This window comes from Patulibacter ginsengiterrae, from assembly GCF_056269115.1.
On the sequence record NZ_JBWDOG010000024.1, the window covers coordinates 1 to 19287 of the forward strand.

Genomic DNA, 19287 nt, shown 5'->3' on the forward strand with positions numbered 1-19287 from the left:
AGCGGCGAGAACGCACCCGCCTGGAGCGACGCCGGAGCGACGCCGAAGCCGGGGGTGAAGCCGCCGTCACCGCAGCCGGCGGTCAGCAGCGCGCTGTTCACCGTCACCGGCGCGGTGCCGGAGAAGGGCGTGAACGTCGTCTGCCCGTTCGACGTGCCACAGATCGGCGACGAGGCGATGACGGACTTGGCGCCACCGTCGAAGTCGAGCTTCAGCTGCGAGAACGGCAGCTCGGGGTTGTCCTTGAAGGTGGTGGTCAGCTGGCCGGTGTTCGGGTCGGCGTCGACGTTGCCCTTCAGGCGGATCGAGATCCCACGGCCCTCGGCCGTGAGGAACAGGCGGTAGCGCTGACCGGGCAGCGGCTGGCCGACGTAGACCGAGCCCTCGAGCGGCTCGTCGAGCAGCGGCGAGGTGACGGTGACCTTGCCGACCTTCGAGGCCGACGGGCAGGCGACCGGTGCGTCGGTGCCCTGACCGAGCTGGTCGCTGGTGCAGCTGTCGAGGCCGGTGGCCGCCGACGGGCTGATCGACATGCCCGGGGGCAGCGTCAGCTTCACGTCCTTGACGTGGGCGGTGGCGAGCTCGTCGCCGTCCTCCGACTGCGGCACGTTCAGTGCGACCGACAGCGGGGCCGGAGCGTCACCCTGGAGCGAGCTGGGACCGAACGTCGTGGTCGGCGCGAACGGGACGTCCTCGCAGCCGTCGGCGCCGACCGGGGTCGTGTCGCTGGAGGTCGCGACCTTGCCCAGCGTCGACGTGACGCGGATCCTCGTCGTCTGCGGCCCGCTGCAGGAGGTCGGGTTGTTCAGGAACGCCGCGGTCTTGTTGGTCGCCTCCAGACCGCCTTCGGAGTCGAAGTCCGTCTGCAGACCCTCGACGCCCAGCGTCAGCAGGACCATGCCGGAGAGGCCGCGCTCGGCGTCGTGGAGCGGGTCGCCGGGAACGCCCCAGAGGCTCAACTTGGACTTGACCATGAGCGGGTTCGTCGGCAGGTTCTTGATCTCGATGAAGAGACCGTTGTCCGACGGACGGGTCCCGCCGACCATGTCGACCCGGTCGAGGTTGCCGTCCATCATGTTGGACAGGGTCACCTGGCGCGGATTGATCGCGAAACGCGCGACCTGGTCCTTGCCGCGGGCCATGTTGTAGACCGGCACGACCGCCTCGACCGTGTTGCGGCCGGTGAAGATCGTGCCGCGGACGATCATCCGCTGGATGCCGACCTGCGAGTCGATCGGGCAACCGCTGCCCGGCGGACCCTTGCGGATCACGTGCCAGGGATCGACCTCCTCCGCCCCGATGATCGAGAGGTTGTCGAGCTGCTCGTCGGTGCAGGTCGGGATCGCCGTCGGGTTGGCGACGAGTCCGGCGGGGACGTCGAGGCGGATGTCCTTGGCGTAGCCGTAGGTCTCGCCGTCGAACGACGTGAAGATGGGGTTCTGGATGCTCCCGGAGCGGACGACGTACGGCTCGTTGTTGAAGCCGAACTCGGCCGTGGCGAAGTCTGGGTGGCCGCCGGCCTGGGTGTAGAGCGAGGCCCGGTTGGCGTTGCTGCCGTCGGCGGTCTTGAAGACCCCGGCGTTGAACGACTGGAACCCGAACCTGGTGTCGGGCAGGGGCGGCGGCGCCGGCATCGAGTCGGCGGCCGAGGCGGGCCCGGCGGCGAGCAGGGACGGCAGGCCCAGGCCTAGCGTGATGAGCACGGCGCGCGAGGTGCGAGCCGACCTCGAGCGCCGATTGGTGGTGAAACCCACGGGGATCTTCCCTTCAGTGTTCGATGACACAGACGTCAGCGAGGCGCCAGGCTAGACGATCTACACTCGTCGTGTCTAACTGGCGTCCGACCATACGTCGGGTAGGTTCCGACCGTCGGTAGCAGTCTACGGCGCAGACCCCGGGTTCCCAGGGAGGATGCGGGTTTCCGCCGGGTGGATACCGTGCGCTGTTCGCCTCGGAGGGACGTTCGGGCACCGGGCGGTGGTCGCCAGCCCCGGTTCGTTCCTGAGTCCGCCGCGGGCGGTGTGCTCCGACGGGCCCGTGGTTGGGGGCGGAGGGGGCCGCGGTGGGTCGCCGTCCGTCGGGTGGTGTGGGAGGCCTGAGGCCCGACGGGAGACCCGCGCCGAGCGGCCCGAAGTCCCACGGGGCTCCGGGGGCCTGGCCTCGAAGGCGCGGCCGGCGGGGTCGCCGGCCGCGGGTGCCGCTAGGCCATCGGGAGTGAGGCGCCCTTGGGCTGGTGCTGCATCACGGGCAGCTCGGAGGAGAGCTCCTGGAGGACCGGCGGCAGGCCGGGGGTGGCGGCGATCAGGCCGCGGGCGATCTGGTAGACGGCCTGGGCCGCGGGATCGTCGGGATCGACACTGACCAGCGGCACGCCCGCGTCGGCCTGCTCGCGCAGCGGCATCGTCAGCGGGACCTTGCCGAAGAGGGGCACGTCGAGCTCGCTGGCCAGCTCCTGGCCGCCGCCCTCGCCGAAGATCGAGAACCGCTCGCCGCCGGGGGTCGTGAAGCCGGACATGTTCTCGACCACGCCGAGCACGTCGAGCGAGACCTTGGTCGCCATCTCGGCCGCGCGTCGGGCGACCTTCTGGGCCGCCGGCTGGGGCGTCGTGACGAGCAGGAACTGCGACTGCGGCAGCAGCTGGGCCAGCGTCATCGAGACGTCGCCGGTGCCCGGCGGCAGGTCGATCAGCAGGTAGTCGAGGTTGCCCCACTCGACGTCCTCGATGAACTGGTTGAGCGCCTTGTGGAGCATCGGTCCGCGCCAGACGACGGCGCTGTCCTCGGGCACGAAGAACCCGATCGACATGACCTTCACGCCCTGGGCCTCGAGCGGCAGGATCTTGCGCTCGGCCGAGACCGGCGGGCGCTCGGCGCCGAGGCCGAACATCCGCGGGATCGAGTAGCCCCAGACGTCCGCGTCGAGCACGCCGACCGACTTGCCCTCGGCGGCGAGGGCGGCGGCCAGGTTGACGGTCAGGCTCGACTTGCCGACCCCGCCCTTGCCGGAGCCGACGCAGATCACGTTGGCGATCGTCGACATCGTGCTGCCGGTTCCGTCGGGCAGGGCGCCCTTGATGCCGAGCTTCTTCTGGAGGGCGGTCTTCTCCTCCGGGGAGAGCACGTCGAACTCGACGCCGCACTCCTCGACGCCGAGGCCGCGGAGGGCCTTGCGGACGGCGACGACGAAGTGGTTGCGCAGCGGGCAGCCGTTCGTCGTCAGCGAGATCATCACGTCGACGCGGTCTTCGCCGATCGTGATCTCGCGGACCATGCCGAGCTCGACGACGTCCTTGCGGAGCTCAGGGTCGATCACCGACTCGAGGGCGTGGAGGATCTCCTCGCGGGTAGGCATCCACCAATTGTCGCACGCTGGCGTCCCCGGTCTCGCGCGGGTGCGGACCGCGGTCCGGAACGGGTTGGGAGGGGGTCTCCCGGGTTCCGGGTCCGGCGTCGATCGTGCTGGTGGTCCGTCCCGCCGGAGACCGGCGGGACGGACGGCTGCTAGACCAGCGAGAGGACGCGGGCGCGGGCCTGGTCCGCCGCGGCGGTGACGCGCGTCTGGGCCTGGCCCACGCGCGTCTCGACCTGGCCGCGGAGCCTCGGCAGCTCGCCGCGCAGATCGCTGACCTTCGGCAGGTCGGCGACGGTCGGCAGCGCGTTGATCCGCGCCTCGGCCTGGGCACGGCGCTCGCGCAGCTCGCGCTCGACCTGCGTGCGCGTGCGCTTGGCGTCGCGCTCCAGGCCCTTGCGTGCCTGGGCGCCGCGCTTCTCGAACGTCTTCAGCTGCGTGCCGATCTGCTTGCGCCGCTCCTGGGCCTGCTTGATCGCGGCGTCGCGGCGGGTCTGGATCTGGGTCGCGGCGGCGTCGCGGGCCTCGAGCACCGCGCCGACCTGGATCAGGACGGCCTTCTCGGTCAGGGCCTGAGCGCGGTCGCGGACCTGGGCGGCCTGCTTGGCCGCGGCGTCGACGTTGCGCGGAGCGCGGCTGGTGGCCTGGCTGACGGCGTCGCGGGCGGCGCGGGTGGCGGCGGCGACGGGCGACGTGGTCGCCTTGGCCGTCGTCTTCGGCGTCGTCTTCCTGGCGCCGGTCGACTTGGCGGCGGGCTTGCGCGTGGCCGCCTTCTTCGCGGCGGTCTTGGCCGTGGTCTTCTTCGCGCCGGCCTTGGCGGCGGCGGTCTTCGCGGCCGGGCGGGAGGCGGTGGCCTTGGCCGTGGTGGCCTTGGCGGCGGGCTTGCGCGCCGGGGCCTTGCGGGAGGCGGCGGGCTTGGCGGTGCCGGTCCCGGTGCGCTTGGCGGCGGGCTTCGCGGCCGTCTTCGGCGCGGCGGCCTTGGTGGCGGCCGGCTTCGCGGCGGCCGGCTTGGCCGGCTGGGCCGGGGCGGCCTTCGGCGCAGCGGCAGCGGGCTTCGCCGCAGCGGGCGTTGCGCCGGCGGCCGCCGGCGGGGCCGGGGTGGAGGGCTTGGCGGCGGCCGCAGCGGCGGCCGGGGTCGTCGTCGACTTCGGGGTGTTGGGCGTCTCGGCCATGCGCTTGTCCTTGGAGGTGCTTAGTTCTAAGTTCACCCGAAATGTAGCGGCGAACACCTGTTCTTACAACCCCCGGGCTCGGTGGTTACAGACGGCGTAGACGGCCGAGCCGCGCTACGGGACCGGCTGAGCGGCGGCTGCGCTCTGCTCCGAGTCGCTGGCTCCCGACCACAACGGCCCCGCGCAACCGGGCCCGCAACCGGGCCCGTGTCACGCGCCGGCGGCCCGAGATGTCGATCGTCCGCGGGCCGATATGTGCGGACCGCATCGACGATGGGGTCCGCTACATCAGCTCCAGGAAGAAGCCCGGCTCGATTCCGCGCGGCTGGAACGGGTGCGGCTCGTTTCCGCGCGGCTGGAAGCGTGCGGCTCGTTTCCACGCGGCTGGAACGCGTGCGACTTGTTTCCACGCGGCCGGAGGGTGTCCGGCCCGATCCCAGCCCGGCCGTGCGGCGCGTGCCCAACCCCCGCACCCCGCCGGGGTCGTGCGGCGGGTCCGGATCAGGTGTGCGGCAGCGTGGCGACGCGCGCCAGGCCGGCGGCGCTGCGGGCGGCGACGACCGGGGCGCGGGCGACCAGGTCGAGCGGCGCCTCGAGCGGAGTGGCGAGATCGCCGAAGGCGACGGTGCCGCCGGACTCGCGGACCACGAGCTGGCCGGCCGCGGCGTCGACCGCGCGACAGCGCCAGAGCGAGGCCATCGCGTCGACCCGTCCGCCGGCGACCTGGCAGAGCGCGATCGCGATCGCGCCGGTCGCCCGCAGGCGGTGGACGTGCTCGAGCAGGGCGTCGCCGGAAGCGAGCACGTGCGCCGGGTGAGCGGACTCGATCGCCACCAGCTCGAGCTTGCCCTCCGTCGTCAGCCGCTCGGTCGGGGCGGCCGCGATCGGGTGGCCGTCCAGCCACGCGCCGGTGCCGCGGATCGCCGTCCAGCGCTCGTCCGGGCCGAGATCGGCGACCAGGCCGCAGACGACGTCGGCCATCGTCCCCCGGTTCGCCACGTCGGGGCCGACCGCGAGCGCGATCGAGACGGCGTGGTTGGGCATCCCGCGCTTGGCGTTCATCGAGCCGTCGATCGGGTCGATCACCACCAGCGCGTCCGGTGAGCCATAGTCGACGATCCCGCGCTCCTCCGAGAGCGCGGTGAAGCGCGCGCCGTCGGCGTGCAGCCGGTCGAGCTCGGCGAAGACGATCGCCTCAGCCTCGGCGTCGATCACGAGCGTGCGGTCGCCGCCCTCGCCGCGGTCGCCCGTCTCCTTCAGGCGCTCGTCGTTCGAGGTCACGGTCGAGAGGTGGTCGCGGACCCCGTCGGCCGCCCGCTCGAACGCGGCCAGCCACGTCTCGGGGGCGGGAATCAGGGAGGCGGACATCGGGGACCTATCCTACGGAGAGGTGATCGAACCGCTCGACGGCCTCTCCGACGCACAGGTCCGAGCCGCCACCCACGGCGGCCGATCGGCCCTGCCCGCGTTCGCCGCCAGCCGCACGTCGGCACCCGCGACGGCGGGACCGAGCGGCGGAGGCGCGACGGGCGGCGGGGCGCCCGCGGGCGTGGTGACGGGCGGCGGCTCGCCGCTGCTGGTCGGCGGCGCCGCGGGAACCGGCAAGAGCGTCGCCCTGGCCGCCCGTGCCGCCTGGCTCGCCACCGCCGCCGGCCTCGACCCGACCCGGATCGTGCTGCTGGTCGCGACCCCCGCCGCCGCCTCGCGGACCCGCCGCCGGCTGGAGGAGCGGATGGGGCCGGTCGCGGCCGACGTCGCGGTCACGACCCTGCCCGACCTCTGCCACCGGCTGCTGCGCGACGTCGCGACCGAGGCCGGGATCGACCCGTTCGTCGTTCCGGCGACCCGCACCGAGCGAGTCGCGCTGCTGCTCGAGCACCGCGAGGAGCTGGGGCTCCGCCACCACGACGGCGGACCCGCACCGATCCCGCTGCTGGCCGGCGCGGTCGCCCGGATCGACCGGCTGAAGGAGTCGCTGGTCGACGTCGAGACCCTGACCGCCTGGGCCGCCGCGCTGCCCGACGCGGACCCGCGGGCGCTGCGGGAGCGGGAGTTCGGCTCGCTGCTGCGGCTCCACGACCGGGTCCTGCGTGAGCGCGGCCTGATCGACCACGGCGACCTGATGCTGCGGCTGGTCCGCCTGCTGGAGGGGCCGGAGCAGGTGCCGGAGGCCTCCGCCTCGAGCGTCGCCGAGGCGGTCGCCGGGGTCCGCAGCCGGGTCACCGCCCGGGTCAGCCACCTGCTGGTCGACGACGTCCAGGATCTGCCGACCGCCGGGATGCGGGTCCTGCGGGCGCTGGTCGCGGCCGGCACCGGGCTCAGCGTCGCCGGCGACGACGACCAGGCGACCCGCCGGTTGCGGGCCGCCGCGAGCAAGAACCTCCGCGACCTCGCCACCGCCCACCCGGACCTGGTGACGGTCACGCTCGAGCGCTCGTGGCGCTGCCCCGAGCAGATCCTGCGCGCGGCCGAGGCCGTCGTCGAGCCGGTCGCCGACCGCCTCACCCACCGCTGGCACGCTCCCTCCGGCGGGCAGGTGCGGTTCTGGCGGGCGACCTCGGAACGGGCCCAGGCCCAGGTCGCGGCGGGCGAGGTCGAGCGGCTGGTCCGCGACGGCGCGCGGCCGGAGCGGATCGCGGTCCTGGTGACGTCGGTCCGGCGCGAGGGCGGCCCCGTGATCGCCGCGCTCGAGGAGCGGGCGGTGCCCTGTCGGCTCGGCGGTGCCGGAGCCTTCCTGGAGCGGGTCGAGGTCCGTGACGTGCTGGCCTGGCTGCGGCTGCTGATCGACCCGTCCGACGCCCCCGCCGTCAGCCGGGCGCTGGCGCGGCCGCCGATCGGCCTCCGCCCCGCCGACCTCGCGCGCTGCCTGCAGCTCGCCCGGCGCCGGCGGATGGACCTGGTCGGCGCGCTCGGCTCCTCGATGGAGTCGCCGCAGATGGCGCCGGAGGCCCGCGACCGGGTCGCCTCGTTCCTGCGGCTCTACCGCTCCGCCAACCGCGCGCTCGACGTGACCCCGCCCGACCAGTTCGTCTACCGCCTGGTCGAGCACCTCGGCCTGCGGCGGCAGCAGCTGTTCGGGACCAGCGGCGACGTCGTCGAGCGGCTCCGCGACCTGGCTCGGGTCGGCCAGCTCGCCGAGCGCTACGTGCGGATCGCCCCGCAGGCGACGGCCCGCGACTTCGCGCGCTGGATGGTGACCCTGGCCGAGGCCGGTGGCGATCCCGACGGCAAGGTCGAGGCGGTCCCGTTCGCCGCCGGTGGCGCCGGGCCGGACGCGGAGGGGCCGGCCGAGGACACCGCCGGGACCGACGCCGACGTGGCGTTGCCGGCGGTCCGGGTGCTGCCGATCGAGGCCGCCGCCGAGCTCGAGCTGGATCACGTGCTCGTGCTCGGCCTCCAGTCCAGCCGGGTCGGGGGGACGGGCTCGTTCGCCGGCCGCCGGCTCGTCGACCCGCTCCCCGACGAGCTGCTGGCCGAGGACGGGATCGGCGACGACGACGGCCCCGCCGGTCCGGCCGAGACCGGTCTCGGCCCCTCGCGGCCGGAGGTCGACGAGGCCCGCCGGGCGTTGCACGTCGCGATGACCCGCGCCCGCGAGAGCGTCGTCCTCGCCTTCCCCGCCCGCGCGACCAGTGGCGCCGCCCGCGAGCCGTCGTCGCTGGTCGAGGACGCCCGCCGCGCCCTCGGCGGCGAGTGGGAGGAGTACGAGGAGCAGCTGTTCGGCCCCGACGACACCCTCCACGCGACGTTCCGGACGCTCCGCGACCAGCTGCTGCGCGATGTCGCCACGATCGGGGCGCGGCTCGGCGACCTGCGGATGGACACCGACCTCGACGTCGCCCACGGCGTCACCCGCTACCTCGAGCTGATGAAGGTCGCGGCGCTGATCAACCGCCCCGACGGCCAGGAGGTCTCGGCCGCGATGCCGGCGATCGACGCCGCGATCCGCCAGGCGGCGACCGCCCAGCAGAAGGAGATCCTGCTCTCGAGCCCGCTCGACGAGGAGGTCCTCGCGGCCGCCAACCAGACCGCCGAGCGGGCCGCGGCCGGCCGCGGCGAGCCGTCGCTGGAGCCGTTCCTCCCGCTCCGCGGCGACGGCGTGGTCCTGTCCGCCGGCGACCTCTTCGTCTACGGCTCGTGCCCGCTGCGCTACAAGTTCAACCGGGTCCTGCGGATCCCCCAGCAGCCGACGGTCGCGCAGCGGTTCGGGATCGTCGTCCACCAGGTGCTGGAGCGCTGGCACGCGCGCGGCGGCACCGAGCTGGCCGAGCTGCAGGAGCTGCTCCAGGCCGGCTGGCGGCGCTCGGGGCTGATCGGGGTGGCCGACGAGGCGCGGCTCTGGAACCGCGCCCAGGACGCGATGGCCCGCTACCACGCACGGACCCTCGCCGAGGACTCGCAGACGATCTGGCTCGAGCGCGGGTTCGAGTTCCGGCTCGGCGAGCACACCCTCCGCGGGCGGGTCGATCGCGTCGACCGGCACCCCGACGGGATGTACGAGCTGGTCGACTACAAGACCGGCCGGCCGCGGACGGCCGAGCAGCTGCGCGACGACGTCCAGCTCCAGCTCTACGCCGTCGCGGCCGTCGACGCCTGGGGGCTCGAGGCTCCGCGCCAGAGCTACCACTACGTGCTCGACGACGAGAAGGTGCCGCTCGAGGCGGAGGGCGAGGAGCGCGACAAGATCGCCGCCACCGTCGACCGCGTCGGCGCGGCGATCCTCGCCCAGGACTTCGAGCCGACCCCGTCGTACGAGGCCTGCTCGATGTGCGACTACCGGCTCACCTGTCCGGCCGCCGAAACCTAAGCGGGTCGTCTGAGGCGGCCGTGGACGCGGCGCATCTCGGCACGCGCGACGCTCGGCAGTGCGGGTGCACAGCTCTCGCATCGCGCGCGCCGACCTGCTTGGTCCACGACCACCTCAGACGGACCCGCGCGGCCTGGTTGTTCGCCCAGACCGACCCGCGCCGCCTTGTGGTTCGTCTAGATCCGTTGGATCAGGGTGCCGGTTCCGGTACCGCCTGCCGTGCACATGGTCACGAGGCCGAGCTCGCGGTCGGAGCGCTCGAGCTCGTGGACGAGGGTCGTGATCAGGCGGGCGCCGGACGAGCCGAGCGGGTGGCCGAGCGCGAGCGCGCCGCCGTTGACGTTGACGCGCTCGATGTCCGGCTGCAGCTCGCGCTGCCAGGCGAGCACCACCGGGGCGAACGCCTCGTTGACCTCGAACCGGTCGACGTCGGCGACGGTCAGGCCGTTGCGAGCCAGCAGCTTCTGGGTCGCGGGGATCGGGCCGGTCAGCATGATCACCGGGTCGACGCCGACCGAGACCTGGTCGGCGACCCGGGCGCGCGGGCGGAGCCCCAGCTCGTCGGCCTTCTCCCGGCTCATCAGCAGCACGGCGGCGGCACCGTCGGAGATCTGCGACGAGGTCGCGGCCGTCACGCGGCCGTCGGGCCGGAACGCCGGCTTGAGCTTGGCGAGGACCTCCAACGTCGTCCCGGGGCGGATCCCCTGGTCCGTGGTGTGGGTCTGCCCGCCGACCGTCATCGGCACGATCTCGGCGTCGAAGTGGCCGGCCGCGGTCGCCTGCGCGGCCAGCGCCTGCGAGCGGACGCCGAGCGCGTCGAGCTCTTCGCGGGGGATCTGCCACTGCTCGGCCATCACCTCCGCGCTGAGGCCCTGGGGGACGAGCGCGTAGCGCTCGAGCAGGGCGGGCGGGAACGGCGTGCCGAACTCGTCCGGGTGCGCGACGTCGGCGCCCATCGGCAGGTGGCCCATGTGCTCGACCCCGCCGGCGATCACCACGTCGGCGGTGCCGTCGGCGATCTGGGAGGCCGCGAACCCGAGCGCCTGCTGGGCGGACCCGCACTGCTGGTGGACGGTGACCGCAGGGACGGTGACCGGCAGGCCCTCCTGGAGCCAGGCGTTGCGGGCGATGTTCTGGCTCTGCTCGCCGACCTGGACGACGCAGCCGGCGATCACCTCGTCGACCAGCGCCGGGTCGATCCCGGTCCGCTCGATCAGGGCGCGGTAGCTCGCGCCGAGCAGGACGTTGGGGTGGACGTCGGCGTAGTAGCCGACGTCCGGCCGCCCGCGGCCGATCGGGGTGCGGGCGGCTTCGACGATGACGACGTCGCGACCGATGGGCTGGCGCATGGCGGATCCGATCCTGTCGTTGGTGGGTTTGCTTTTCAAACCCACTCGTGGACGGTACGCTAGCACGGTGAGTTCGAGAGACAAACCGACTCCGCGGCTGTGCACGATCGCCGACGCGCTGGAGCTGTTCGGCGACCGCTGGTCGCTGCTCGTCGTCCGCGAGCTGCTGTTCGGCGTCCGCCGGTTCAGCGAGCTGCGCGCGAACACCGGCGTCCCGCGCGACGTGCTGACCGCGCGGCTACGGAAGCTCGAGGCCAACGGGCTGCTGGAGCGGCGGCCCTACCAGGAGCGGCCGGTCCGCCACGAGTACCGCCTGACCCCCGCCGGTCGCGACCTGCGGCCGGTCCTGATGACGCTCCGCGAGTGGGGCAACCGCTACGCCATCGATGGTCCGCCCACCCCGCCGGCGGTCCGCTTCGAGCACTCGTGCGGGGCCGAGCTGCACGTCGAGGTCGCGTGCGCGGCCTGCGGCGAGACCGTCGAGGACGGCTCGCTGCGGGTGCTGTCGTCGGGGCTGGTGGAGGAGCCGGCGTAGGCCGACCCGGCCCCTACAGCTCCTCGTCGTCCTCGGGCTCGTCGTGCTCGCGGAGGAACTCCATGAAGTCGTCCGCGATCACGTCGCCGCTGGGCAGCTCGCCGAGGTCGAGCCGGATCTGGCTCTCGGTGATCCCGCTCAGGTCCTCGTCGTGCTCGCTGTCGCCGATCACGTCGCGGAGGTCGGCCATCTGCTCCAGCCGCTCCAGCAGCTCGCGCCGCTCGGGATCGCGCTCGACGGCCTCCGTCACCTGCTGCTCGTAGCGCTCGGCCGCGGCCCGCAAGCGGGCGGTCGGGACCGGGACCGTCGTCAGCTGCTCGACGGCCTCGACCAGGGCCAGCGTCGCCTTCGGGCTCGGGACCCCGGCGACGTAGTGGGGCACGTGGGCGAGCAGCGTCGCGGCGTCGAGGCCCTGGCGCTGGGCCTCGACGTGGATCACGCCGGTCAGCCCGGTCGGACCCTCGTAGTCGGGCAGCATCGCCCCGATCGGCTCGAGCAGATCGGGATCGGTCGCGATCCCGGTCACCGGCACCGATCGCGTGTGCGGCACGTCGGAGAGCAACGCGCCGAGCGTGACCACGAACGTCGCCCCGAGGCTGCGGGCGGTCTCGACCAGCGTCTCGCTCAGCGAACGCCAGCGGAGCGCCGGCTCCGGACCGGTCACGAGGATCAGGTCACGGGAGGCGGTCGGGACCACCGCCGCGCGCAGCTCGACGGTCGGCCAGTCGATCTCGGTCGCGACGCCGTCACGGACGGTGATGTGGGGCCGATAGGACTGCATCGTGTACAGCAGCTCGGGGTCGACCGTCGCACAGCGCTGAGCGCCGAGCCGCCGCGAGATCACGCCCACGGCGGAGCTCGCGGCGTCGCCCGCGTCGGTCCATCCGGTGAACGCACAGACCAGGGCAGGGTCTCGAAGCCCGACCGGCCGGTCGTCCCAACGCAGGGGGATCATCCGGTCCACGGTACAAGATGCTTCCTGTGCCATCCGCCTCCGAGGTGACCATCGCCGCGCTCGGCCCCGGCGATCGCCTGGCCGGCGTCTTCGCCTGCGTCCGCAAGGATCGCCTCGCCGGCCGCTCCGGGCCCTACCTCGCCGTCGACCTTCGCGACCGCACCGGGACGATGCCGGCGCGGATCTTCAAGGACGTCGATCGCTGGGAGGGCGCCTTCGATCGGGGTGACGTCGTCCAGGTCTCCGGCTCGGTCGACCGCTACCGCGACGAGCTCGTCGCCGAGCTGACCGCCGTCCGCCGCGTCGACCCGGCGAGCGTCGATCCCGCCCGCTTCCTGCCCGTCGCCTATCGCGACCTCGACGAGCTCGACGGGTTCCTCGAGGGGCTGGCCGGGGAGGTCGGCGACCCCGGCTTCGGCGGGCTCCTGCGTGAGCTGCTCGCCGACGAGGCGCTGCGGCGCGCCTGGCGGCTGGCGCCATGCTCGATCGGCGGCCACCACGCCTACCTCGGGGGCCTGCTCGAGCACACCGTGGCGGTCGGGGCGATCGCGGTCGAGGCCTGCGTCCACCACCCGGGCCTCAACCGCGACCTGCTGCTGACGGCCTGCCTGGTCCACGACCTCGGCCGGACCCGCGAGTTCACCTACGGGGCCGAGATCGGCCGGACCGAGATCGGCGAGATGCTCGGGCACATCGAGCTCGGGCTGCGGATCATGTCCGAGCCGGCCCGCCGCGCCGGGCTCGACGAGCAGCGCTGGTCGCACCTCGCCCATTGCGTGCTGACCCACCATGGGCCCGAGCGCGCGGGCGGGCGCTTCCGCTCCGCCGAGGCGGCCACGCTCCAGCGGCTGAACGCCTTGGACGCGACGATCAAGCAGTCGCTCGAGCACGGCATGGGCCACGGCTGAGGGCGGTCACGTCTGAGGCGGCCGTATGCCGTCGCATCTCGCCACCTGGTTCGCTCGGCAGTGCTGGCGCACAGCTCTCGCGGGCTGGGTGGGATCCGGTTGATGACCTGCTCGGCCTACGACCACCTCAGACGCAACCGCCGCGGGCTTGCTCGGTCCACGAACACCCCACATCCACCCGCTGCGTTGCGGAAGGCCGACTCGGGAGTGCGGGTGCACCGCTCTTGCTTCCCGGCGGCGACCTGCTCGGCCAGCTCGGACGCGACCGCGGCGGGCGGCGGGCGGCGGGCCCTGGGGTCATCTTGCGTCGCGTCTCGAGGCTGGGGTCATCTTGCGTCGCTATCCGACGCGCATCGACCCCGGGATCAGGAGCCGACGCGCATCGACCCCGCGACCCCGCGACCCCGCGACCCCGCGACCCCGCGACCCCGCGACCCCGCGACCCCGCGACACCGAGCCGACGCGCCCTGACCCCAGAACGCGGACCGGGGGCGGGCGGGCGGCGTCGTCGCGAGGCCGGCTCGCGGCCGCGTCGCGGGTCGTCGGTCAGTGGCCGCAGGCGCGGGCGTAGGCGGCGGGGGTGCAGCCGATCGTGGCGCGGAAGTCGTTGGTGAGGTGGGCCTGGTCGACGTAGCCGAGGTCGGCCGCGAGGCCGCTCAGGTCCTGCGCGCCCTCGGCCGCCAGACGCTCGGTCGCCTCGTGCATCCGGTAGCGGCGCAGGACCCACTTCGGCCCGACGCCGATCTGCTCGCGGAAGATCCGCTGCAAGGTCCGCTCGGCGATCCCGTGGTCGCGGGCGATCGCGGCGACCCGCACCTCGGGGCCGCGGCGGAGCATGTCGCGGGCGACCGCCAGGGCGAGCGTGAAGCCCGGGTCGTGGTCCGGGATCCGCGGCGCGAGGAACCGCTCGACCGCGGCGATCACCGCGTCGACGTCGGGGGCCGCGGCCAGGATCTCCGCCTCGAGTGCGCGGCCGTCGGGACCGAGCGCCTGCTCGAGCGTCGCCGCCTGGTCGCGGAGCTCCGGCATCGGGATCCGGCTGAAGGCGGCGAACGCGCCAGGACGGAACTTGGTCCCGATCGCGGCGCCCTGCCCGCTCAGCCGCCGGGCGTCGCGGGCGACCGGGATCCCGTGCACGCGCACGATCCCGGAGTAGGCGACGAGGTTCACGCACGGGTGCGGCAGCACCTCCTGGACGTGGTCGTCGCGGCCGCGGAGGTCCCAGCGGGTGATCCAGTGCCGCTCGACGCGATCGGCGACGGCCGCCGACGGGATCCGCCGCTCGAGCGTGAAGGCCTGGCCGAGCTGGTCGGGCCGGAGCACGCCGGCGGTGCTGGTGGTCGCGCCGTCGGGGGCCCGCCCGGAGGCACCGTCGGACGCCCGCTCGGACGTGGCGTCCGACGTGACGGCTTTCTCCAAGACAGCGGGCGCGCTGGGTGTCACGCTCTGCAGCATGACGACCGTCGCACGCCACATGGAGTTCACCGCCAAGCCGGGCGAGGGCGAGGCGTTGGCGGCCGAGCTGCTGGCCGCCGCCAAGGGGCTCCAGGGCACTCCTGGCTGCGAGCAGTACGTGGTCAGCCGGGTCGCGGACGCGCCGGACCGGGTCTGCGTCGACGAGCGCTGGCGCTCGCAGGAGCTGCTCGACGCGGCGGTCCCCGCGAAGGACGATCCGGCCGTGGCCAAGGTCCTGGCCCTGCTCGACCCGGCGACCCCGCCGCGCCGAACCGAGCTGGTCCCGGTCGGGGGCGTCGGGATGCTGGGCGCGCCGAAGGCCGGATACACGCACCGCAACCTGCTCGACGTCGAGGACATGGCGCCGAAGTTCGGCCTGGCCGCCATGGGCGAGGCCCGCTTCCCGCGCGAGGACTTCGCGCTGGAGCAGCTCGGGCTCGGGCACTACCGGCTCCCGGCGAACGTGCGGCAGCCGTTCGGGCACCGCCACGGCGAGGCCGAGGAGCTGTACCTGGTCGTCTCCGGCGGCGGACGGATCCGGATCGAGGACGAGATCCGGGAGCTCGCCGCGCACGACCTCGTGCGCGTCGGTCCCGAGCTGACCCGCTGCTTCGAGGCAGGCCCCGACGGCCTCGAGCTGCTGGCGGTCGGCGCGCGGCACCCCGGCGACGGCGAGATCATCCAGGGCTGGTGGCAGGACTGAGAGAGCCGACGTGAGCGGCCCGGCGATCGGCGCGGCCCAGCGACGGGCCCGGCTGGCGCACCGCCACCGCCTGCTCCCGGGGATGCGAGTGACGAGCCCGGAGGCGGTGGCGGAGGCGCTGCTCGTGCTGCACGCCTCCGATCCGGCGAGCGTCTTCCTCGCGGTCGCCGCGCGGACGACGCCCGAGGTCGGTCCGGCGGCGATCGAGGACGCGCTCTACGCGCGCCGGACGCTGGCCCGGATGCACGGGATGCGGCGCACGATCTTCGTGGTGCCGGACGAGCTGGCCGCGGTCGTGTCGGCGTCGACGACCCGCAAGATCGCGGTCCGCGAGCGCAAGCTGCTGCGGGACTTCGTGGCGACCGGCGGCTTCGACGACGCCTGGCTCGAGCGGGTCGAGCGCGAGGTGGTCGCCGCCCTGGCCGAGCTCGGGGAGGCCAGCGCGGCCGAGCTCGGCGCGGCGGTCCCCGACTTCCGGACCCAGATCACGGTCTCGGCGGGCAAGCCGTACGAGGCCAAGCAGGGCGTCGGGTCGCGGCTGCTGATGGTGCTCGGGATGGAGGACCGGGTCGTGCGGCGCCGGCCGCTGGGGAGCTGGACCGCCGGCCAGTACCGCTGGTCTGCGGGCGACGAGCGGCCCGTGGTCGCGGTCGCGGACGCCCAGGTCGAGCTGGTCCGGCGGTGGCTGGCCGCCTTCGGGCCGGCGACCGAGGAGGACCTGATCTGGTGGACGGGCTGGACCGCCGGGGACGTGCGGAAGGCGCTCGCGGCCTGCGCGACGGTCACGGTCGACCTGGGCGGCGCGGTCGGGATCCTGCTGGCCGACGACCTCGAGCCGGTCGCCGAGCCCGAGCCGTGGGCGGCGCTGCTGCCGGCGCTGGACCCGACGACGATGGGCTACAAACACCGTGACTGGTACCTGCCGGCGGAGCACCGCCCGGCGCTCTTCGACCGCACCGGCAACGTCGGTCCGACGGTCTGGTGGGACGGCCGGGTCGTCGGCGGCTGGGCGGTCCGGCCCGACGGGGCGATCGCCTGGCGCGGGCTCGAGCCGCTCGGGGAGGACGCGACGCGGGCGATCGAGGCCGAGGCCGAGCGGCTCCGCGCCTGGCTCGGCGGGCGGATCGTGAAGCCGCGCTTCCGGACCCCGCTGGAGCGCGAGCTGAGCGCCTGACGGCGACGCTCAGGCGTCGAGGAGCCGTTGAACGGCACCCTGCAGGGGAGGAAGGCGATGTTCCACGACCTCCCACACCAGCTCGAGATCGACGCCGAAGTACGCGTGGATCAGCTTGTCCCGCATTCCCGCGATCTGCTTCCACGGGATGTCCGGTTCCGCGGAACGAGCTGCTGCGGGAAGGGCCTTGACCGCCTCACCGATGATCTCGAGGTTGCGGATCACCGCGTCCTGGGTCTTGCCGTCGTCTACGAACGCCTGTCGGCCATCGTCGGTGTACTCCGTGATCCTGCTGATGGCGTCGAGGATGTGCGGAGGACGATTCCGGAATCCTTCACAGCCGCACGGCTTCGCTATCGATCCGCTCGCGCAGCAGCCCGTGTACGGCACCTTCGCTTAGGACGTCGACGCGTCTTCCGAGGACCTCTTCGAGGTCCTGGTTCAGCGCGATCAGGTCCAGCAAGCTTCGCCCGGAGTCCATCTCGACGAGGAGGTCGATGTCGCTCGCGGGCGTCGCGGTGTTGGGTGCGACGGAGCCGAACACCCGAACGTTCCGGGCGCCGTGGACGGCCGCCCGTCGCAAGATCTCCGCCCGGCGGTCGCGGAGACGCGCGACATCGAAGATGTCTTCGCGACGGTCAGGCATGCAGCGCATGCTAGCGGCCGTGGTGCGTCGCTCCAACCCGACCAGGGTGACCGCCAGCCGCGCTGCACCACTGGAGCAACGGGCCGGCGACGCTCGTCAGTCGTGCGCGCGGAGGCCGCGCCGCGCGAGGTTCTGGGCGACGAAGAGGATCAGCAGGGCGAACGCGACCTGGAGCACCCGGCCCGGCAGCGCATGGGCGAGCACGACCCCGAGCAGGGCGCCCGGGATCGCCAGCGTGCCCATCGTCAGGGCGATCCGCAGGTCGAGGTTGCCGTAGCGGTGCTGGCTCCAGGCGCCGACCAGCGAGACGGGCACGATCGCCAGCAGCGACGTCGCCTCGGCCTGGACCTGCCCGAGCCCGAGCACGTAGACCAGGCCCGGCACGAAGAGGGTCCCGCCGCCGACGCCGAGCAGCCCGGAGACGACCCCCGCCGCGACGCCGAAGAGCCCGGCGAGCAGGATGTGGCCGAGATCGCGCGTGACGGTCCCGCTCGGCTCGGCGTCGCCGGTCCCGACCGCCATCGAGATCGCGACCGCGACCAGCAGCACGGCGAACAGCAACGAGACCCGGCGGGCGGGGATCCGCTGCTGGAGCGCGGTCCCGGCGAGCACGCCGGCGAGCGCCGGCACGCCGACGACCAGTCCCTCGATCAGGTGCACCGTGCCGTACGCGCCGTGGGTGACGGTCGCGGCTGCGGCGATCAGCACGATCGCCGCCAGCGAGGTCGCCGTCGCCTGCCGCTCGCCCATCTTGAGCAGCAGGATCAGCAGCGGGACCATCACGACGCCGCCGCCGACCCCGAAGAGGCCACTGAAGAGGCCGGCGAGGGTTCCGATGCCGGCGATCACGAGGGTCCGGCGACGACGGTCCACGGAGGGCATACTAGGTCGGGTGAACGACGACCGGCTCGACGACCTGGTCGCGCCCCTGCGTGCTGCGCCGGAGCGCTCCGCCGTGTTGCTCGACGTCGACGGGACGCTGGCGCCGATCACCCGGCACGCTTCGGAGACAGCCGTCCCCGCGGTCACGAAGCAGCTGCTCGCGGCGCTCGCGGCCCGCTACGGGCTGGTCGCCTGCGTCAGCGGTCGACGGGCCGCCGACGCCCGCGAGATCGTTGGCCTCGACGAGCTCTCGTACGTCGGCAACCACGGCGCCGAGCTGCTCCGCCGCGGCACCTCGGGGGTCGAGATGCGCCCGGAGGTGGCCGAGTGGGAGCCGCGGGTGCGGGCGCTCGCCGAACGGCTGCTGGACGAACGGTCGGCCGCGACCGCCGCGGGGATCTGGCGCGAGGACAAGGGGCCGATCCAGGCGCTTCACTGGCGGGGCGCGGCCGACGAGGCCGAGGCCGAGCGGATCGCCGGCGAGCTGGGCATGGCCGCGGTCGTCGCCGGGCTGGCCCTCCACGGGGGCCGGATGGTGCTCGAGCTGCGGCCGCCCGTCGCCTTCGACAAGGGGGCCGCGATCCGCTGGCTGCTCGGTGACGGCGCCTACCGCGGCGGGCTCTACGCGGGCGACGACCACACCGACGTCGACGCGTTCGTCGGATTGCGCGAACTGCGCGAGGCCGGGATCATCGAGACGGCCGTGTGCGTCGCCGCGCGCGACGACGAGTCCCCGGCCGTCGTCGCCGAGGCCGCCGACCTGGTGGTCGCCGGTCCCGACGGAGTCCGCGATCTGCTGCAGGAGCTGCTGCGCCCATGACCTTTCGCCAACTGCTCCACTCGACCGTCCTGCTCTCCGGCGGGTCCGCGTCCGTGCTGGCCCTGCTGGTGGTGCTCGACGCGAGCGCCAGCGGGGAGGTGGTGCCAGTCCTGGTCTCCGGCGTCTGGTGGGCGGTCGCGATGGTGATCGGCGTCAACCTCGGTCGCCACGACGAGACCAACCCGCAGATCGCGCGGGTCCTCGCCGACGCGCGCTCGGTCGAGCAGATCCCGGAGCCGCGGCCGATCCGCACGCTGCTCAACCGGCTCTGGCCGCTGTTCGTGGTGACGGTGCTGTCGGGGGCGGCGGTCTTCGTCGTGCCGCCGGTCGCGGGCGTCGCGACCGGGTTCCTGCTGATCTGGGCGCTCGCCTGGCGCAAGCAGGAGCACGCGGTCCAGGCGATCGAGGAGCGCGACGGCGTCGAGTTCCGGGTCGAGAAGACGAGCATGGTCGCGCCGCTGAAGCTGATCCGGCTGCCCGGCCTGCGCCGCGATCGCCCTGAGCACAAGCGCCGCGCCGGCGTCTGATCCCG

The 19287-nt window shown here is 73.8% G+C and carries 16 protein-coding genes and 1 pseudogene; 7 read left to right on the forward strand and 10 right to left on the reverse strand.

Features of this window, described 5'->3' with window-relative positions:
- The 4 genes and pseudogenes from ACVUH9_RS20705 to ACVUH9_RS20720 all read right to left on the reverse strand — a co-directional run.
- A pseudogene (locus tag ACVUH9_RS20705) lies at positions 1-1703 on the reverse strand (hypothetical protein); the annotation flags it as partial.
- 497 nt (positions 1704-2200) lie between these two features.
- Positions 2201-3352 (reverse strand): Mrp/NBP35 family ATP-binding protein, encoded by a 1152-nt coding sequence (locus ACVUH9_RS20710; RefSeq protein ID WP_475760446.1) that lies wholly within the window; start codon positions 3350-3352, stop codon positions 2201-2203.
- 149 nt (positions 3353-3501) lie between these two features.
- On the reverse strand, positions 3502-4521 hold the full coding sequence (locus ACVUH9_RS20715) for a hypothetical protein (protein WP_475760448.1): 1020 nt from the start codon (positions 4519-4521) through the stop codon (positions 3502-3504).
- Between the two features lie 501 nt (positions 4522-5022).
- The gene (locus ACVUH9_RS20720; protein WP_475760450.1) at positions 5023-5889 is read right to left on the reverse strand and encodes an inositol monophosphatase family protein; all 867 of its coding nucleotides are present in this window, start codon (positions 5887-5889) and stop codon (positions 5023-5025) included.
- 22 nt (positions 5890-5911) lie between these two features.
- Here ACVUH9_RS20720 and ACVUH9_RS20725 point away from each other — a divergent pair, with 22 nt between their 5' ends.
- Complete coding sequence (locus ACVUH9_RS20725) at positions 5912-9328, forward strand: ATP-dependent helicase (RefSeq protein ID WP_475760452.1); 3417 nt, start codon at positions 5912-5914, stop codon at positions 9326-9328.
- Positions 9329-9504: 176 nt separating this feature from the next.
- Here the strand turns inward: ACVUH9_RS20725 and ACVUH9_RS20730 are convergent, their stop codons facing one another.
- Positions 9505-10677, reverse strand: a complete 1173-nt coding sequence (locus tag ACVUH9_RS20730) for a thiolase family protein (RefSeq protein WP_475760454.1) — start codon at positions 10675-10677, stop codon at positions 9505-9507.
- A 67-nt stretch (positions 10678-10744) separates the two neighbouring features.
- Here ACVUH9_RS20730 and ACVUH9_RS20735 point away from each other — a divergent pair, with 67 nt between their 5' ends.
- Positions 10745-11212: a winged helix-turn-helix transcriptional regulator gene (locus ACVUH9_RS20735; protein WP_475760456.1), complete on the forward strand. Its 468-nt coding sequence runs from the start codon at positions 10745-10747 to the stop codon at positions 11210-11212.
- 13 nt (positions 11213-11225) lie between these two features.
- On the opposite strand, the gene ACVUH9_RS20740 is transcribed toward ACVUH9_RS20735, so the two are convergent.
- A complete protein-coding gene (locus tag ACVUH9_RS20740; protein WP_475760458.1) occupies positions 11226-12167 on the reverse strand; it encodes a PAC2 family protein in 942 nt (313 codons plus the stop codon).
- Between the two features lie 26 nt (positions 12168-12193).
- Between ACVUH9_RS20740 and ACVUH9_RS20745 the strand changes: the two genes are divergently transcribed.
- Positions 12194-13075, forward strand: coding sequence for an HD domain-containing protein (locus ACVUH9_RS20745; protein WP_475760460.1), 882 nt, complete (start codon positions 12194-12196; stop codon positions 13073-13075).
- A gap of 546 nt (positions 13076-13621) precedes the next feature.
- On the opposite strand, the gene ACVUH9_RS20750 is transcribed toward ACVUH9_RS20745, so the two are convergent.
- Entirely contained in the window at positions 13622-14494 is an 873-nt protein-coding gene (locus ACVUH9_RS20750) for an AraC family transcriptional regulator (RefSeq protein WP_475760462.1), read from the reverse strand.
- Between the two features lie 34 nt (positions 14495-14528).
- On the opposite strand from ACVUH9_RS20750, the gene ACVUH9_RS20755 reads away from it, so the two are divergent.
- On the forward strand, positions 14529-15233 hold the full coding sequence (locus ACVUH9_RS20755; protein WP_475760464.1) for an antibiotic biosynthesis monooxygenase: 705 nt from the start codon (positions 14529-14531) through the stop codon (positions 15231-15233).
- Between the two features lie 10 nt (positions 15234-15243).
- Positions 15244-16407: a winged helix DNA-binding domain-containing protein gene (locus ACVUH9_RS20760; protein WP_475760466.1), complete on the forward strand. Its 1164-nt coding sequence runs from the start codon at positions 15244-15246 to the stop codon at positions 16405-16407.
- Positions 16408-16416: 9 nt separating this feature from the next.
- Here the strand turns inward: ACVUH9_RS20760 and ACVUH9_RS20765 are convergent, their stop codons facing one another.
- From ACVUH9_RS20765 to ACVUH9_RS20775, 3 genes are all read right to left on the reverse strand, one after another.
- Complete coding sequence (locus tag ACVUH9_RS20765; RefSeq protein ID WP_475760467.1) at positions 16417-16797, reverse strand: HepT-like ribonuclease domain-containing protein; 381 nt, start codon at positions 16795-16797, stop codon at positions 16417-16419.
- The gene (locus ACVUH9_RS20770) at positions 16742-17053 is read right to left on the reverse strand and encodes a nucleotidyltransferase family protein (RefSeq protein ID WP_475760469.1); all 312 of its coding nucleotides are present in this window, start codon (positions 17051-17053) and stop codon (positions 16742-16744) included. The genes ACVUH9_RS20765 and ACVUH9_RS20770 overlap by 56 nt, the downstream gene beginning before the upstream one ends.
- Before the next feature lie 96 nt (positions 17054-17149).
- Complete coding sequence (locus ACVUH9_RS20775) at positions 17150-17935, reverse strand: sulfite exporter TauE/SafE family protein (protein ID WP_475760471.1); 786 nt, start codon at positions 17933-17935, stop codon at positions 17150-17152.
- A 10-nt stretch (positions 17936-17945) separates the two neighbouring features.
- Between ACVUH9_RS20775 and otsB the strand changes: the two genes are divergently transcribed.
- Together otsB and ACVUH9_RS20785 are read left to right on the forward strand one after the other, a co-directional pair.
- Positions 17946-18755 (forward strand): trehalose-phosphatase, encoded by an 810-nt coding sequence (gene otsB, locus ACVUH9_RS20780; protein ID WP_475760473.1) that lies wholly within the window; start codon positions 17946-17948, stop codon positions 18753-18755.
- Positions 18752-19282, forward strand: a complete 531-nt coding sequence (locus tag ACVUH9_RS20785) for a hypothetical protein (RefSeq protein WP_475760475.1) — start codon at positions 18752-18754, stop codon at positions 19280-19282. Before otsB ends, ACVUH9_RS20785 begins: the two co-directional genes overlap by 4 nt.
- The last annotated feature ends 5 nt before the right edge of the window (positions 19283-19287 follow it).